Annotated in this window: 9 protein-coding genes and 1 pseudogene; 3 read left to right on the top strand and 7 right to left on the bottom strand. The window is 71.5% G+C overall.

From position 1 onward, the window contains the following. Positions 1-37: 37 nt before the first annotated feature. The 3 genes from ACF09C_RS01450 to ACF09C_RS01440 form a co-directional block, all read right to left on the bottom strand. Complete coding sequence (locus tag ACF09C_RS01450; protein ID WP_392088644.1) at positions 38-3,688, bottom strand: DNRLRE domain-containing protein; 3,651 nt, start codon at positions 3,686-3,688, stop codon at positions 38-40. A 495-nt stretch (positions 3,689-4,183) separates the two neighbouring features. Beyond that, the gene (locus ACF09C_RS01445) at positions 4,184-6,496 is read right to left on the bottom strand and encodes an RICIN domain-containing protein (RefSeq protein WP_392087349.1); all 2,313 of its coding nucleotides are present in this window, start codon (positions 6,494-6,496) and stop codon (positions 4,184-4,186) included. Positions 6,497-6,660: 164 nt separating this feature from the next. Beyond that, on the bottom strand, positions 6,661-7,788 hold the full coding sequence (locus tag ACF09C_RS01440; protein WP_392087346.1) for a methyltransferase: 1,128 nt from the start codon (positions 7,786-7,788) through the stop codon (positions 6,661-6,663). A 178-nt stretch (positions 7,789-7,966) separates the two neighbouring features. On the opposite strand from ACF09C_RS01440, the gene ACF09C_RS01435 reads away from it, so the two are divergent. The 3 genes from ACF09C_RS01435 (at position 7,967) to ACF09C_RS01425 (ending at position 11,300) form a co-directional block, all read left to right on the top strand. Further along, the gene (locus tag ACF09C_RS01435; protein ID WP_392087344.1) at positions 7,967-8,971 is read left to right on the top strand and encodes an ion transporter; all 1,005 of its coding nucleotides are present in this window, start codon (positions 7,967-7,969) and stop codon (positions 8,969-8,971) included. A gap of 129 nt (positions 8,972-9,100) precedes the next feature. Beyond that, entirely contained in the window at positions 9,101-10,945 is a 1,845-nt protein-coding gene (locus ACF09C_RS01430) for a bifunctional metallophosphatase/5'-nucleotidase (protein WP_392087342.1), read from the top strand. 55 nt (positions 10,946-11,000) lie between these two features. Then, positions 11,001-11,300 (top strand): DUF1876 domain-containing protein, encoded by a 300-nt coding sequence (locus ACF09C_RS01425; RefSeq protein WP_362415355.1) that lies wholly within the window; start codon positions 11,001-11,003, stop codon positions 11,298-11,300. 210 nt (positions 11,301-11,510) lie between these two features. Here ACF09C_RS01425 and ACF09C_RS01420 read toward each other — a convergent pair. From ACF09C_RS01420 to ACF09C_RS01405, 4 genes and pseudogenes are all read right to left on the bottom strand, one after another. Then, positions 11,511-12,107 (bottom strand): annotated as a pseudogene (locus ACF09C_RS01420) (CBS domain-containing protein); the annotation flags it as partial. A 96-nt stretch (positions 12,108-12,203) separates the two neighbouring features. Beyond that, on the bottom strand, positions 12,204-13,436 hold the full coding sequence (locus ACF09C_RS01415) for a glycoside hydrolase family 64 protein (RefSeq protein ID WP_392087340.1): 1,233 nt from the start codon (positions 13,434-13,436) through the stop codon (positions 12,204-12,206). Between the two features lie 224 nt (positions 13,437-13,660). Further along, on the bottom strand, positions 13,661-14,326 hold the full coding sequence (locus ACF09C_RS01410; protein WP_392087338.1) for a GntR family transcriptional regulator: 666 nt from the start codon (positions 14,324-14,326) through the stop codon (positions 13,661-13,663). Positions 14,327-14,446: 120 nt separating this feature from the next. Next, on the bottom strand, positions 14,447-15,625 hold the full coding sequence (locus ACF09C_RS01405) for a CaiB/BaiF CoA transferase family protein (protein ID WP_392087335.1): 1,179 nt from the start codon (positions 15,623-15,625) through the stop codon (positions 14,447-14,449). Positions 15,626-15,716: the final 91 nt, after the last annotated feature.

Below are 15,716 nucleotides of genomic sequence, written 5' to 3'. Positions count from 1 at the left end.
TCCCGGGGTGGGCACTGCCGTGTTCACCGCAGCGGGGCTACGGCTTCGTCATCGTGCAGATCAGCTCTGCCTTCGAGGTGTCGCAGCCCTTGAACCAGGCGTTGCCCGGGTCGAGGAAGTACGCCTGCTCGTCGAGGAGCCGCATCTGGCGCGCGAAGTCGCCGAAGGGGCGCATCGAACCCTGGTTGACGTCACCGGACATCGACGACCTGCCGCAGTTCTCGTTGAACGTCGGCGGGTCGTACCGGGTGTCGTCGAGGAAGTGCACGCTTCCGTCGTCCGTCGTGGCGGACACGGTCTGCATGCAGTCCGCGCCACCGTTCGGCGCCTCGTTCTTGCCGCCGTCGACGGCCTTCATGCCGGCCGACTGGTACGTCGACGCGAACGGGAACTCGTCGCAGTTGACCTCGTCGAAGTGCGGTCCCGCGTGGTGCAGGGCCGTCTTCGGGTGGGGCAGGAACGTCTTGCGCGGAACCCAGCCCGTGCCGGCCGACTTCGGCCCCTTGTAGCGGGTGCACATGGCGTCCCGGCTCTTCTGGGAGTCGTAATCGTGCTTGTTCCGTGCCTGCGGCGGCAGGTACTGCAGCGGGGCGTCCCAGCTCTGGCCCACGCCCTTGACCTTGGACTTGTTCTGGATCACCCAGGCGTGGGCGGCCGCCTCCGGGTACGCGGCGGTGTTGAACGCGTACGTCGGGGCGTACTGCGGCAGCACACAGCCCGGGGCGCCGTACGAGGCGACCTTGTCGCAGGTCACCAGGAGCTGCGGGGACTGCCACGACGCGTAGTCGTCGCGCCATTCGCCCTTCTTGCCGTTCAGGCCGGGCGGGGGCTCCACCTCGGTGACCGGCCGGCCGTTGAAGGACACCAGCATGCTCTTCGACTGGTCGTCGTCGGTCGTGCCGGCGGCGTTGTCCACCGCGCCGTTCCACTTGTGGTCGGCCGTACCGGTCGCCATGTGGGTGTCGACCGGGTCGTTGCCGTTCATGCCTCCCTTCCAGGTGAGGTCGCCGTAGAAGTCGATGTTCTGCCGCTGGCTGTCACCGCCGCTGTTGCAGCCGTCGCTCACGCACATCGAGTCGAACCAGGCGCCCGGGTTGCCGGCGCCCATCACCACCGCGCGCTCGTCGCCGGGGAAGTTGTTGTAGACCGGGTTGATCTGCACCCAGGTCTTGACGGCGTCACCGTGGGCGTCCGTCTTGACCTGGAAGTGGACCTCGAAGTTGGCCTGGTACTTCACCGGGACGACGCCGTCCTCCAGCTTGCTCTCCGCGGTGAAGGAGAGGTCGAAGAAGACACAGGCCTGCGTCCGTGTCATCAGCGACTTCTGCGCCTCGCCGAACAGCGTGGGCTGGCACCAGGAGTCCTTGACGATCGGGTCGGGACGCGAGCCGGCGCGCAGCCCCTGCTCCCGCGCGGCCTTCTGGGTGAACGCCTTGGAGGCCTGGTCCCTCGGGGTGATCGTGACCTGGGTGTCGTCCCCGGTCGTGAAGGTACGGGCGGTCGCGGAGGCGGAGCTCCCCTGCTTCCAGCCGTCCCAGGCGGGCTTCGGAGGATCGGTGGGGTCCGGCTGCTGAGAGCTGGTGTCGTTGGCCGGGAGCTTGATGTCGATCTTCGGCGCCCGGTTGTAGTCCCGGTTCCCGGCGGTGAACCCGTAGTCCTTGATCGGGCCCACGTTGCCCGCGCGGTCCACGGTGCGGGTCTGCGCCACGTGGTTGCCGTCCGCCGCGGGGGTGACCGCGTAGGAGGCGTCCGGGGCGGCCGGGGCGGCGGGAGCCGCGACGGCCCTGGAGGCCACCGTGCCCGAGGTGGTGCTCACCGAGGACCAGCCGGCGTCGTCCGCGTCGTCGGAGTACGGGTCGAGGCGGTAGCGCACCTGGTAGGCGTCCGGAGCACCGGTGGTGACGGCGAAGTCGCCCGGGACGCCGGCACCGCCGCCGCCCCAGTTCTCCGGGTAGGTCGCCGAGCTGACGCTCTGCGGCACACCGGGGGCGGTGGTGTCGACGACGAACTGGGTCCAGGGGGACCAGCTCACGTTGTAGTGCGTGCCGTCGTAGGCGTTCGTACGGAACTTGTACGTCCGGCCGTCCTGCAGCTGCCCCGCCGGGACGGTGACCGAGGCCGGCTTGCCCGAGTCCACGAAGGCGGACACGATCAGGCCCTCCCCGGCCGGGGTGGTGATGGGCGTGTTGGTCGCCGCGTCGTACACCTGGAAGGTGCCGTTGACCTTGTCGCCGTCGGGGTCGGTGAAGGTGTCACGCAGGGTGGGGGTGGTGGAGTCGACCGCCCACACGCCCGCGTACGACCTGAACGGCGCGCCTGCCTGGCGGTTGGTGCCGTCGGAGGGGCGGTAGTTGTAGGTGACGGTCAGCTTGGGCTGGTTGGCCGTGTTGTTCGCGGAGTTGACCCGCTTCCACGCGCGGACGTCGTCGGTGGCCGCGCGCAGGCCCATGTGGCCGCGCGTCGCCTTGGCGGACGCCCAGGTCTGGACGAGCGTGTCGACGTCGGCGTTGATCCAGCCGTCGGGCTGGGCGGCGCACTCCGGGTTGCCCTTGGTCTCGGTCGAGGAGTGGTACTCCTTGTTCCAGGTGGGCTGCGCGGTCCAGCGCGAGGACGTGGACGGCGCGCTGGTGTCCCACACGGTCCAGGACTGGGCGGCGCAGTCGGTGTTGCCGGAGTGGAAGTTCCACAGCGCGAGGTTGGTGTCGACGATCAGCGCGTCCTGGATCGGCGTGGTGTTCCAGCTGATGAACGAGCGCGCGGTACGCGGCGTGCCGTCGGGGTTCTTCGTGCCGGGGTTGCCGAGGTCGAGCTCGGTGTCGTTGGACCAGTCGACGGTCTCGCCCTGCTGCACATAGGTGTCGAAGGTGTTCGACAGCGCGGAGGTGGAGGGGTCGACGGTGACGGGGTACGTCGTCGCCGGGTCGGCGAGGAAGGCTGCCGAGGGGGTGACGACCAGGTCGAGTTCGCCGTCGCCCTTGTCCACGACCTTCATGTCGACGCGGGCGCGACGGGTGTGCTCGCCGGACCGCTCGTCGACGGAGGCGTCCCACATGACGGGGGCGGGCATGGTGGCCCGCTCGGCGCCCGTCACGGCGTCGGTGAAGGTGACCGAGCCGTCCGTGTTCGCCCGCGCCTTCAGGCCCTTGGCCTTGACGGGGAGGGTGTACGTGTACGCGCCGACGGGCCGCTCGCGCACCTCGACGAACTGCTCGAAGCCGGTACGCGTGGCCTCGACGACGACATCGGCGCCGGGCACGGCGTTCCGGTAACGGGCGCGGGTGCCGTCCAGTTCGGGCTCGGGCAGGCCGCCCTTCCAGCGGAGGGTCACCTGGCTGTCGCCACTGCCCAGGGTGACCAGGTCGCGGGCGGTGTCGTCCTGCGCGGCGCGCAGGGACTTCGGCCGAACACCGCTCTTGCCGCCCAGGCGCAGGCCGCCCGGGTGCGCCTGGGCGGCGACGGTGCCGTCGGCGGCCTGGACGAGGGTGGCGTCGGCCTTCCGCCACGCGCCGTTCTTCCAGACCCGCTCGGGGCCGGCGGTCAGCTCGGTGGTCAGGGTGCCGTCCGGGTTGGCGACGGTGTAGGTGGTGGGGGTCGTCTCGTCGGTGGCGACGGTCTTCTTCCCGGTCTTCTTCGCCTCGGCGAGCGCCGAGGCGATCGAGCCCTTCGCGTGCTGGGCCGCCCAGGCCAGGTCCGACTCCCAGATCGCCTGCGGGGAGGGGGAGTTGGCGCGGGTGGTGGCGCTCGGTGCGGTCGGCTCGTCCGGCGCCGCCGCGGCGGTCTGGCCGGATATGAGGGCGGCCTCGGCCGCCAGGAGGAGTACGGAGGCCAGGGCGATGCGCCCTGTTCGCCGCCGCGCGCCGGAACGTCCGGCTGTGTGTCTGGACACGGGTGTTGCATCCCTTCCGATCCTGCCGCTCAGCAAGATCAACAGCGGACGCTAGCCGCGGTCCGCACCCGTTCCATGAGTGGAATATGAGATTCCGCGTGATGATCAACATGGTTGCCCGAGCGAACGTGTTTGTTCCGTGGAGGTCTTCGGGGAGGAGTGGAGATCTTGCAGGAGCTTGCGGAACCGGGGCTGCCTACCAGCGAGTTCGGGACAGGCCGGGGTCGTGTGACGACGTGTGCCCCCGCCCGTACGGGCGGGGGCACACGTGTCAGGCGCGGCGGATCCGCCTGCGGGTCAGGTGATCGTCCACCGCTGCAACGGCGAGGAGGTGTCCGGCTGTTGGGTCGCCAGGGCACCGTTCGCCGTCGACGCGGTGGTGAGGAGCAATCCGCTCTTGAGCGAGGCAACGGTGTAGGTGCCGTCCGCCCGGCGCGTGGCGGTCCAGCGCTGGTTCGTGCCACCCGTGCACGTCCACTGGATCACCTTCGCGCCGGCCGCGGTCGAACCGCCGTCGACGTCCGCACACAGCCCCGACTCGACGTTGACCAGTTCGTACGAGCCGTCCGGCTGCCGGGTGAAGCGCCAGCTCTGGTTGGCCCCGCCGTTGACCGCGTACGTGATGAGCTGGGTGCCCGGGGTGGTGCTGTGCCCCGGGTTGTCCAGGGCCTTGCCGCCAATGACCAGGGTGCGGACGCCGTCGAGGGAGACGGGCGCCTCGCCCACGGGCGTGAGGGTGAGCGTCTGCTCCGCCGCCGTACGCGCCCCGCCGACCCCGCTTCCCGAGGTGTCGGTCCACGAGCGGCCGGGCGTGGTCTCGGCCGGCCGCGCGGAGTCGGCCGACATGCCGATCACCAGCCCGCTGTAGCGGTTCACCAGCCGGTACGCACCGGTCGGCGCCCCCGTGGAGGTCGTGCCGGGGACCACGAACCACTGCTGCCCGACCGTCGGACCGCCCGCCCCGACCGCCGTCACGGTCGGCCGGGTGCCCCAGGCGCGGCTGCCCGTGACGGAGGAGTCGACGCCCAGGAGTCCGCCGGTGGCACTGTTGGCGATCCGGTAGGCGCCGTCGCCGAGCGGGGTGAACGTCCACGCCTCCAGCGCGGCTCCGGTGGGCGCCGCCAGGGAGGTGGTCGCCGAGCCGCCGGAGACCTGGGCGAGGACGCGCCCGCCACCGGACGAGATCCGGTGGGTCCGGCTCGGGTCGACGGGGGCGGCCGGGGCCGACGTACCGATGGAGACGTTGACGTACTCACTGGACGAGCCGCCCGAGCAGCCGAAGGAGCAGTACGAGCGGAAGTCCCTGCCCACGATCGCCGAACTCGTGCGGCTCGTGCTGTCCAGGAACCAGCGGTACCAGGAGGCGTTGGTGTGGCCGCCGGTGTCCCCGATCAGCTGCCACCGCTGCTTCGACAGGTCGTCGGTGGCGTAGAACTGCTGCGGAGCGCCGCCGCTCTGGTCCACGGCCTGGGGCTGGCCGATGTACAGGCCCAGATGGGCGTTGTACGTGATGTCCATGACGAACAGCGGGGACGTGGGCGGCATCAGTCCGGCCGCGACCTGCTGGCTCACCGTGCCGGCCGTCGCCGGGTCGTACTCGTCGGCGACGGGGGTGTAGCCGGTCGTACTGGAGGCGCCGACCGGCACCATGTTGCTCTCCCGGCCCCCGACACCCGGCTCGGTCCAGGCGCCGTCGTACCACTTCCGCCAGGAACCCGGCGCCATCTTGCCCGAGATCGGAGCGCGGGCCACATGCGCGTGGAAGGCCTTCCAGCCGCCGCCCTTCTCCACGATCCGGGAGCCGTAGAAGACGTAGAAGTAGCCCGACGCGGTGTCGACGAACAGCCTCGGATCGCCGTCGCCGTAGTGGTACGTCTGCTGCGGGAAGGCGGCCGTGTCGCCTCGCTTCGTGCTGTACGGAGACGTGATGACGTGGGACCTGATCCGCCAGGTCCGGCCCCGGTCGGTGGAGACCGCGTAGTCGATGCCGTCGTAGTGGACGCCGTCACCGAAGGGCTGCGGGGTGAACTCGTTGTGCACCAGGCCGTACCAGTCGCCGGTGTCCGGGTCGACCCACACCCCCGCCAGGTCGCAGAAGTTCTTCTGGGAGTAGCCCGACCCGGCCGGCGGGGCGGTGGACTCCAGGCCCGTCGGGCTGTTGTTGCACCGCCAGGTCGTGTCGTTGTTCCGGTCGTTCGGGTTCGCCGGGTCCACGGCGTCGCTGATCGCGCTCGACCGGGTGGCCGTGTCGAAGTCGGAGCCGGTGAAGAAGCTCCACTTCCTGGGCTGCGTCGCTCCGTAGAGCGCGTGGGCCTGCTGGAACCAGAAGGTGCCGTCCTTGTCGATGTAGGGGGCCGCCGGCGTGTCGTCCGGGTGGGTCCAGGACCCCTTGGCGCCGACCGTCACGGTGTACGTCGCCGCGGGAGCCAGAGCCGAGGGAGCCGCCGGGGCGGCCGGGGCGACGGGGGCGGCCTCGGCGGGCGGGGCGGCCTCGGCGGGCGGGGCGGCCTCGGCGGGCGGGTGCGCCGAGGCGCCCCCGCCGCCGGTCAGGGTGAGGGTCAGGGTCACGGCGGCGAGCGCGGTGACCATGAGGGATCTTCGAGCGGGCATGGAGCACTCCTCCCCGGGGCGCCGCGCGGGCCGCGCCGGCCGCCCCACGCGGAACCGGGCGAACCGCAGCTTCCTCGGCCCGGAACCGCGTGCCCATGGACGCATGCGTGGCAGGGCTTGGACTTTGGACTTCACGAGGCCGCCCGCGGGTGCGTTCCGTTCGCTCAGGCCGCCGCCAGCCGCCACAGCGAGGTGACCTCGGAGGCGCGGGCACGGTGCAGCGGGTCCGAGGGGTCGGCCGCCCGCGCGTGCCGGGGCTTCGTCGTGGTCCGGGACAGCACGCGCAATCCCGCCGCCGTGATCGCGTCCACGAGTTCGGTGCGGCCGCGCAGACCGAGGCGCTCCGCGAGGTCGGAGAGGATCAGCCAGCCCTCGCCGCCCGGCTCCAGGTGGTCCGCGAGCCCGGCCAGGAAGCCGCGCAGCATCCGGCTCTCCGGGTCGTACACCGCCCCGTCGAGCGGCGTGCGCGGCACGCCGGGCAGCCACGGCGGATTGCAGACCACGAGATGGGCACGGCCCTCGGGGAACAGGTGCGTGTGGCGCACGTCGATCCGCGCGTCGAGACCGAGCCGGTCCGCGTTGTCCCGGGCGCACAGCACCGCGCGGGCGTCCGTGTCCGTGGCGACGATCCGCCGCATCCCCCGCCGGGCGAGCACCACGGAGAGCACACCCGTACCCGTACCGATGTCGAAGGCGGTGCCCCCGGCCGGCAGTTCGGCCTCCGCGACCAGGTCGACGTACTCCCCGCGGACCGGCGAGAACACGCCGAAGTGCGGGTGGATGCGCTCCCCTCCCAGCGCCGGGATCTCGACGCCCTTCCGGCGCCATTCGTACGACCCGACGACACCGAGCAACTCCCGCAGCGAACCGTGGCCGGGCGCCGAGCAGGGGCCGTACGCCTGGAGGCACGCCTCCCGCACGCGGGGCGCGCCGCGCAGCGGGATCCACCAGTCGGTCTCGTACGGCACGAGGAGCCTGCCGAGCAGCACGGCCCGGTGGGACTGGGCCAGGCGCTGGCGCCGGAAGGTCTCGGCGGGGGACTGGGCCGGCGTCGTCCGGCCACGCTCGGCCCGGCGGCCGAGCGCGGCGAGCAGCCGGCGCGCGGACGGAAAGTCCCCGCGCCACAGCAGGGCGGAGCCCTGCGTCATGAGCTGATGGGCGGCGGCGACACTGATGGTCTCCTCGGCGGGCACGATGTGCGCGGGTGGCGGGGCGCCGTTCGCCGCGTACCAGCGGGCACCCTCGTTCGCTCCGCCGCTCGTCGTGGCCCACCGCGTGGTCTGTGTCGTCACCGGACATCAACTCCTCGAGGGCTGATCTTCGACCAGACGGAGCTCCGTGGGCCTTCCGGCGGAAATGTTTCGCGCGGTCTTGACGCGCGCGTCAAGAGCCACCGAAGGGACCAGAACCTGCGCGCGTCGTCGCCGTTGGAACACCAGAGCATGGTTCAACGAATCGAGGAGCGCCGAAATGCCGGATCAGTCCGCCGTGGTGGGACGCGGCCGCCAGGACCTTCGGGTGCGTGTGGCGGAGCGATGCCGCGAGATCACCGAGGCCCGCTGGTTCGCCACCGCCGTCTTCCTCCTCATCCTCGGCAACGCCGCCGTTCTCGGCATCGAGACGTACGCCGGTGTCACCGCCCGCTGGCACGGCGAGCTGCGCCTGGTCGAGCACCTCTTCCTGGCCGCGTTCGCGACGGAGATGTTCCTGCGCGCCGGGGCGCACGCCGCCCGCCCGGGGGACTTCTTCCGGGACCCCTGGAACCTCTTCGACCTGGTCGTCGTCCTTGCCGCCTTCGTCCCGGCCGCCCGTGAGAACTCCACCGTCCTGCGGCTGCTCCGCCTCGCCCGGGTGCTGCGTGCCGCGCGATTCCTGCCCCAGCTGCGGATCGTCCTCGTCGCCGTCGGCCGCAGCCTGCCGGGCACGGTCAGCTTCCTGCTGGTCGGAGCGCTGCTGCTGTACGTGTACGCGATGGTCGGCTGGGTCTTCTTCGCCCCGTACGACCCGGAGCACTTCGGCTCGATCGGCCGGGCCGTCCTCACGCTCTTCCTGCTCATGACCCTCGACGGCCTCGGCGACGCCGTCCACGCCGGCCTGGAGATCTCCCGGTGGAGTTTCCTCTACTACGTCTCGTACGTCCTCATCGCCTCCTTCGTCCTGGTCAACGTGCTGATCGGGGTCGTCATCAACTCGCTGGAGGAGGCCAGGGAGATCGAGAAGCAGGAGACCGCGAAGCTCGACGCCGCGAGGCTCGCCAAGCTGCCGGAGCCCGCTGCCTCATCCGCGCACGCCGGCCCTCCTGCCGTGGGCGACGGGGACGGCCCCGACGAGGTGGCGCTGCTGCGGCAGCGGATCGCGGCGGCCCGGCGCGCCCTGGACGACGTCGAGTCGGCGCTGCCGCCCCTGCCCCCGCCCCGCGCCCATGCCGCGGACAAGGACGGATCAGTGGCGGAAGGGGCGCGATTCCGTACATGACGGACTCGGTCGCGCCGCGATGAAGCCCGGTCATGTCCCATGCCGTAGACCGCTGTTCGAAGTTCATGGCCATGACACCCATACCCGTTGAGATGGAGGTGCTCGTTCCACTCCGAAGGAGTCATCGCCTTGAGAAACGTCCTTCGCCGGATCGGCGTCATCGCCGCGGGCACCGCCCTCATCGGCGGCGCGCTGTCCGTCTCACCGGCCTCCGCAGACGACACCCTCGACGTCCAACTCCTCAGCATCACCGACTTCCACGGCTACCTCCAGCCGCCCACCCCAGGGCAGGGCGGGCAGATCCCCGCGGGCGGCGGCACCTCCGTGACCGTCGGCGGAGCCGCCTATCTCGCCACCCATCTGGACCGGTTGCGTTCCGGGCACCCCAACTCCGTCTTCTTCTCGACCGGTGACAACTTCTCCGGCTGGCCCTTCGAAGTGGACGCCTTCCAGGACGAGCCGACGATCGAGGTCCTCAACAAGCTGGGCCTGCGCTTCACGGCCGTGGGCAACCACGAGCTGGACGTGTCCCCGAGCTTCCTCGTCGAGCACATGGGGAAAGGCACCTGCTTCGGCACGGTCGGAGTGGACAGCTGCTACCAGGACTCCACCGGACAGCGCTTCCACGGCGCGGACTTCGACTTCCTGACCGGCAACATCGTCGACGCCCGGACCGGGAACCCGATCGTCGAGCCGTACCGCATCGAGTGGTTCCGGTCCGCCGAGGGCAAGAGCGTCCCCGTCGGCTTCCTCTCCACGACCACGGAGTCCACCCCCACCGGCTCGACGTCCTTCCAGCCGGGACTCCGCGCCCTGGACCAGGCGAGCACCATCGACCGGTACGTCGGCGAGCTCAAGAGCCGCGGCGTCGAGGCCATCGTCCTCAACGTGCACGAGGGCGGTTCGCCCAAGTCCGCGGCGACCTCCGGGTACGACGTGTGCGACTCCGCCTACGGGCCGGTGATCGACCTGGCGAGGAAGGTGTCCGCCGAGATCGACGCGGTCGTCACCGGAGACTGGCACTCGCGCTTCAACTGCATGGTGCCCGACCCGGCCGGCGTCCCGCGTCCGGTCGTCGAGACCGGCAACCACGGCGCCCTGATCAACGAGATCAAGCTGTCCATCGACCCGGCGACCGGCGAGGTCCTCCGCGACCGCACCCGCTCCGTCAACCACGCCGTCACCCGTGACGTGGCACCCGACCCCGAGGTCAAGAGGATCGTCGACCACTGGGCCGCCCGCGGAGCCGAGCGCTTCGCCGAACCGCTGGCGACCCAGACCGGCCCCTTCACCCGGGCGGCGAACGCCGTCGGCGAGAGCACCGCGGCCGACCTGTACGCCGACGTCCAGTACTGGAACGCCAACCGCACCCGCGAGGGAAAGGCCGATCTGGCGCTGATCGCCGCACAGCCCACCAAGGGCAGCAACGCGGTCCGCGCCGACCTTCCGTATGCCAAGGGCAGCCACCCCGCCGACGCGGACGGGCGCATCCTGTTCGGCGAGTCCTGGAACGCGTACGGCTACGGGAACCCCGTCCTCACGGTCGGCGTGAAGGGGAGCCGGCTGGACGCGATCCTCGAACAGCAGTGGCAGAAGCAGGCGGACGGGTCGGTCAGGTTCGCCCCGCTCGCGGTGTCCAGGAACGTCTCGTACAGCTTCGACCCGACCCGCCCGGTCGGCCGGCGGATCGCGTTCGGGGACGTACGGATCAACGGCGTCCCGATCCACCCCGAGGGCACCTACCGGGTGGCCGCGCTCGCGTACACGGTCATCGGCGCCGACGGCTACGACGCCTTCGCCGGCTACACCGACCCCGTCCGCAACGGAGCCGACCACGAGAGCTTCGTGGACTACCTCCGGACCCACAAGCAGATCACCCCGGCTCCGCTGAACCGGGTCAGGGTCAAGGGCAGGCAGGTCCCCGGCGCGCCGCCGTCGCCGCGCGATGTCACGCGCCCGGGCGGATCCTGGTAGGTAGGAAGGGACGCGCGGCGGTCCTACGCGTCCCGACGGCGCGAGGAGGCAGACCATGACACGGACACTGGAGTGGACGGTCGGCCTGGAACTGGTCGAAGAGGACGGCAGGACCAAGGCCGAGGCGCATCTGAACACCGGTACGTCGACCCTCACCGGCCACGGCACCGCACGCTGCAACCCGTCGGACGTGGATGTGCCGGCGATCGGTGACGAGCTCGCCGCGAGTCGGGCCATGAAGGATCTGGCCGGTCAGCTGATGCGCGAGGCCAACCGGGAGATGGAAGCGGTGGGCGCCGGGACCGTGCCCCAGCACACCGGCCCTGGATACGGCTGGCCGGAGGCGGTCTCCTGACGGGACCGCCGCGCGCACCGGGCCCCTCGGCTTCCCGCCGACGGGCCCGGTTCCTTGTCAGGCGCCGGCGCCCGGGGCCGACACGGCGGACTCGTCCGCGTCGTCACCGCCGCCGTTCTCTGCCTCGGCTCGGGCCTTGCCGTCGCCGTGGCCGTCGGCTTCGCCCCTGCCCTCGGCTTCGCCGCTGCCCTCGCCGTCGTCCTCGCCGTCGTCCTTGTCCTCGTCCTCGTACGAGAGGCGGTCGACGACCTCCACGACGCCGTCCACGCTCTCGCAGAGCCGTACGAAGACCGGTGCGAGGCTGCGGCGCTCCAGCGTGCCGCTCAGCGTGACCCGGCCCTCGTCCACGTCGACATGGAGGGCGGCGGGGGAGTGGCGCAGGATCCGGATGACCACGTCCTCCAGGATCTCCTCCTGGATGGCGCGGTCGCGACGGAGGAACAACTGCAGCAGGTCGCTCCGGCTGAGCACCCCGATGAGCTGTCCGTCCGCGTCCACCACCGGCAGCCGCTTCACCCGGTGCCGCTCCATCAGCCGCGCCGCCTCCACCGCCGTCCAGGACGGCCGGGCCACCACGACGGGGCTGGACATCATGGCACCGGCGGTGCTCGGACCGTCCTTCGCCGTGTGGCGGCGCAGCAGATCCGCCTCCGAGACCACGCCGATCGGCCGGTTCGCCTCGTCCACCACCGGCACGGCGGTGATGCCGTACTCGTCCAGCAGCCGCGCGATCTCCTTGAACGGCGTCCCCGGCTGCACGGCCACCGCGGTCGGCGTCATCAGGTCGGCGACACTGCGGTTGCGCATCGTCCGTTCCGTCCCTTCTCCCGCTCCTCCGTCCATGATCCCTCACATGGCGGGGAGGGCGGCGACGCCGACGCTCCGGGGGCCCGGGGCCGGCGTCTAGTCGAACGGGTCGAGGGTGACGTACGCCTGCTGCGGATTGCCGTCGTGCACCAGGGACTCGTGGGCGCCGACGTCGTCGAACGCGAAGCCGTAGGCCTTGCCGTCGGCCATGCGCGCGTGGATCTCGCGCGAGTAGTGGTTGGTGACGGCGTCCTGGTAGAAGCCGGCCGAGGAGCTGTCCGGCTGGTTGGGGTTGGTCAGCAGGGTGGAGCGGTTGTAACCGGCGCAGAGGGTACGGGAGATGGGGCCCCGCACCTGGTCGTTCGGCGCGTCGAGCCGCTTGTAGCAGCCGAACACGCTGTCGGAGTCGGGCTTCTGGAACGACGTGACGACCGCTCCCGTGCCGTCGGTGAAGTTCATGACGCCGCCGGAGACACGGCCGAAGTACTTCACGGACGGCTGGTTCGCGAACGGTGTCACGGTGAGCGTCGAGGTCGCGTACTTCGTCCAGACCCGGTTGATGTAGTCGTCCATCACGGTCGCGGGGAGGGCGCCCGCCTCGATGCCGTGGCCCGGCGCGAGGGCGCGCAGGACGGTGCCGTCGGCGCGGGTCCGGATCAGGTTTCCCCAGCCGCCGGGGCGGGCGCGCAGGGAGTCGAGGAAGCCTCGGTAGCCGCCGGGCTTGAGCCGGCCGGTGGTCGCGACGCTGCCGTCGGGCCGCTTGACGCCGACCGCGTAGGGGGCCGAGACCATGTCGACCTGGGTGCTGTTGAGCCAGAGGCCCGCGTCGTTGAGCGTGTACTCGGACCAGTTGAAGAGGATGTTGCGGTTGGGGTCGCTCGGGTTCTGGACGGCGGGCTGGACGAGTCCGCCGGTCGCGAGCCTGAAGTCGAGCTTCTGGCCGTAGCTGAAGTAGATCCGGCCGGAGAACTTCGGCAGCCGGATCGTCATGGACTGCCCCGCCCCGGGCCCCGCGATCGACGCGTCGGGGGCGGGGACGGGCACCGGGCTGCCGGCCGGCCAGGGGTGGAAGGTGCCGTTCGCGTCCGCCCAGCCCTGACGGCCGGTGGAGAGCTCGGTGCCCAGGTTGTAGACGTAGATCCGCTCACCGCGGCCGGAGTTGTTGGTGAAGGTGAGCGGAATGGTGGCAGGGACGGCGGCGGTGCCCGTGGTGGCGGCCTGGACCGTGGGCGAGGGGCCGGCCAGGGTGACGGCGGTGCCGATCAGGGCGGCGGTGGTGACGGACGCGAGCAGGGCGAGCCGCGCCGGTCGGCGGCGATGGGAAGGCATGCGGGGTGCTCCTCGGGGTGGGGGGAACGAGGGCTGAGAGCGCTCTGAGAGCGCTCTCAGAATGGTGAGGATGTTATGACCCTGTCAATGCTTCGGACGCCCTCGTGCCCGTGCGGAGCAATCCGGGGGCCGCCATGCGGGGCTCCGGGAAGCGCTGTGTGGCGCCGGGGGCATCGTGCGGCCCCCGGGAGGCGGCTGTGCGGCGCCTTCCGGGGGTGGGCCCCTCACCCCAGGTCGAGGACCTCGCGCAGGGCGGTGACCGCGTGCGCCCGGTGCGCGTCGAGCTCGCGCACCACGGCCTCCTCGTCGCCGTTGCGTAGGGCCGAGACGACCGCGCGGTGCTCGCGCACGGCCAGCTCCCGGTTCGGCGTCTCGGTGTAGTACAGCGAGCGGTAGGCGTCGGTGGCGTCCCACAGGGTCGTGACGAGGCGGACCAGGCGTGGCATCCCCGACGCCTCGATCAGGGCGAAGTGGAAACGGCGGTTCGCCGCGCCCATCGCCGTCACGTCCCCGGCGTCGGCGGCCCGTTCCACCTCCCGCTGGATCTCCTCCAGGGACGCGAGCAGTCCGTCGTCCGCGCGCCGGACTCCGAGCCGGACCGCCTCGGTCTCCAGCAACTGACGGATGCGGTACACCTCTTCCAGATCGGCGAGCGACAACTCGGTGACGAAGTAGCCCCGGTGGATGTGATGGACGACGAGTCCCTCGCCCTCCAGGATCTTCAAAGCCTCCCGCAGCGGCACGCGGCTGACGTCGAGCCGGGCGGCGAGCGCGTCCTGGCGGATCTGTCCGCCGGGCCGCAGTTCCCCGGCGGAGATCGCGCGCCGCAGTTCCTGGAGGACGAACTGCTGGGCGGTCGGCGGCCGCCCCTTCCGCACCGCGCTGCTCATCGCCTGTGACCCTTCCGTCGTTCCGTGCTCGTGCTTCGTTCCCGGCTTCCTGCCCGGCTTCGTTGCCGGCTTCCCGCCGGCCGCCCCGCGCCGTGCGCGGTTCTTGATCCGGACATCTTGCTACGACGCCGTGCCGGGCGCCCGTCCCAGTTCGTCGCGCAGGGCGTCCGTGTGCTCCCCGAGGCGCGGGGGAGCGGTGCGGTACGAGGCTGGGGTGACGCCGAGCGTCACCGGGTTGACGACCTGGCCGGGCCCCGCCGCATCGGCCGGTACGCGCGGGGCGAGACCGAGCCGGCCGGCCAACTCGAAGGCGGCGGCGAGGTCGTTGATCGGCCCGCAGGGCACCCCGGCCGCGGTGAGCTCCTCGAACCAGCTGTCGGCGGTCCGCTCGGCGAGCGGGACCGACAGGGCCGCGACCAGTTCCTCGCGGTGGGCGACGCGGGCCGGGTTGGTCGCGAAACGGGCGTCGTCGGCGAGAGCGGGCAACCCGAGGCGCGCGCAGAGGGTGCGGAACTGGCGGTCGTTGCCCACGGCGAGGACCAGCGGCCGGTCCCGCGCCTCGAACACCTCGTACGGGGCGATGCTCGGATGCCGGTTGCCCAGGGCGCGCGGGACGACCCCGGCGCCGAGATGGGCGGCGGACTGGTTGGTGAGGGCCGAGAGCAGCGAGGTCAGCAGGGAGACCTCGACCCGCTGGCCCTCGCCCGTCCGCTCCCGGTGCCGCAGCGCGGCCAGCACCCCGAAGCCCGCGTGGAGGCCGGTGATGACGTCGACGAGCGCGACGCCCGTCTTCGTCCCGGGACCGCCGGGCTCGCCGGTCACGCTCATCAGCCCGCCCATCGCCTGGACGAGGAGGTCGTAGCCGGGCAGACGGGCGCCCTCGGCGGTGCCGAAGCCGGTCACCGAGCAGTAGACGAGCCCGGGGTTGGCGGCGCGGACGTCCTCGTACCCGAGGCCGAGCTTCTCCATCGTGCCGGGCCGGAAGTTCTCCACGAGGACGTCCGCGCGGTCGACGATCGACCGGGCGGTGTCCCGGTCCGCCGGGTCGGTCAGGTCCAGGGCGATGGAGCGCTTGTTCCGGTTCACCCCGAGGAAGTACGTGGCCTCGCCGTCGGCGAAAGGGGGACCCCACGCGCGGGTGTCGTCACCGGAACCCGGCCGCTCGATCTTGATCACATCGGCGCCGAGGTCCGCCAGGAGCATGGTCATGTAGGGGCCGGCGAGGACACGCCCGAAGTCGGCCACGACGATGCCGGACAGGGCGCCGGGCCCGGACGGTTCCCGCTGATCGGCGTGCATCTCGAACCCCTCCACCGGTGATTGGATCCGATCCGAACGTAGGCATCGGAGATCGGATATTCAAGACTGGATCCAAAATCCAATCTCCCGC

The sequence above is a fragment of the Streptomyces sp. NPDC014870 genome, from assembly GCF_043081505.1.
Lineage (GTDB): Bacteria > Actinomycetota > Actinomycetes > Streptomycetales > Streptomycetaceae > Streptomyces.
This window is presented reverse-complemented; position numbering and strand designations above follow the sequence as displayed.

What these genes read in the sequence shown, in the direction of transcription:
- ACF09C_RS01445 (WP_392087349.1), bottom strand. Translation starts at nt 6,496, where the DNA reads ATGCCCGCTCGAAGATCCCTCATGGTCACCGCGCTCGCCGCCGTGACC.
- ACF09C_RS01435 (WP_392087344.1), top strand. Translation starts at nt 7,967, where the DNA reads ATGCCGGATCAGTCCGCCGTGGTGGGACGCGGCCGCCAGGACCTTCGG.
- ACF09C_RS01425 (WP_362415355.1), top strand. Translation starts at nt 11,001, where the DNA reads ATGACACGGACACTGGAGTGGACGGTCGGCCTGGAACTGGTCGAAGAG.
- ACF09C_RS01415 (WP_392087340.1), bottom strand. Translation starts at nt 13,436, where the DNA reads ATGCCTTCCCATCGCCGCCGACCGGCGCGGCTCGCCCTGCTCGCGTCC.
- ACF09C_RS01410 (WP_392087338.1), bottom strand. Translation starts at nt 14,326, where the DNA reads ATGAGCAGCGCGGTGCGGAAGGGGCGGCCGCCGACCGCCCAGCAGTTC.
- ACF09C_RS01405 (WP_392087335.1), bottom strand. Translation starts at nt 15,625, where the DNA reads ATGCACGCCGATCAGCGGGAACCGTCCGGGCCCGGCGCCCTGTCCGGC.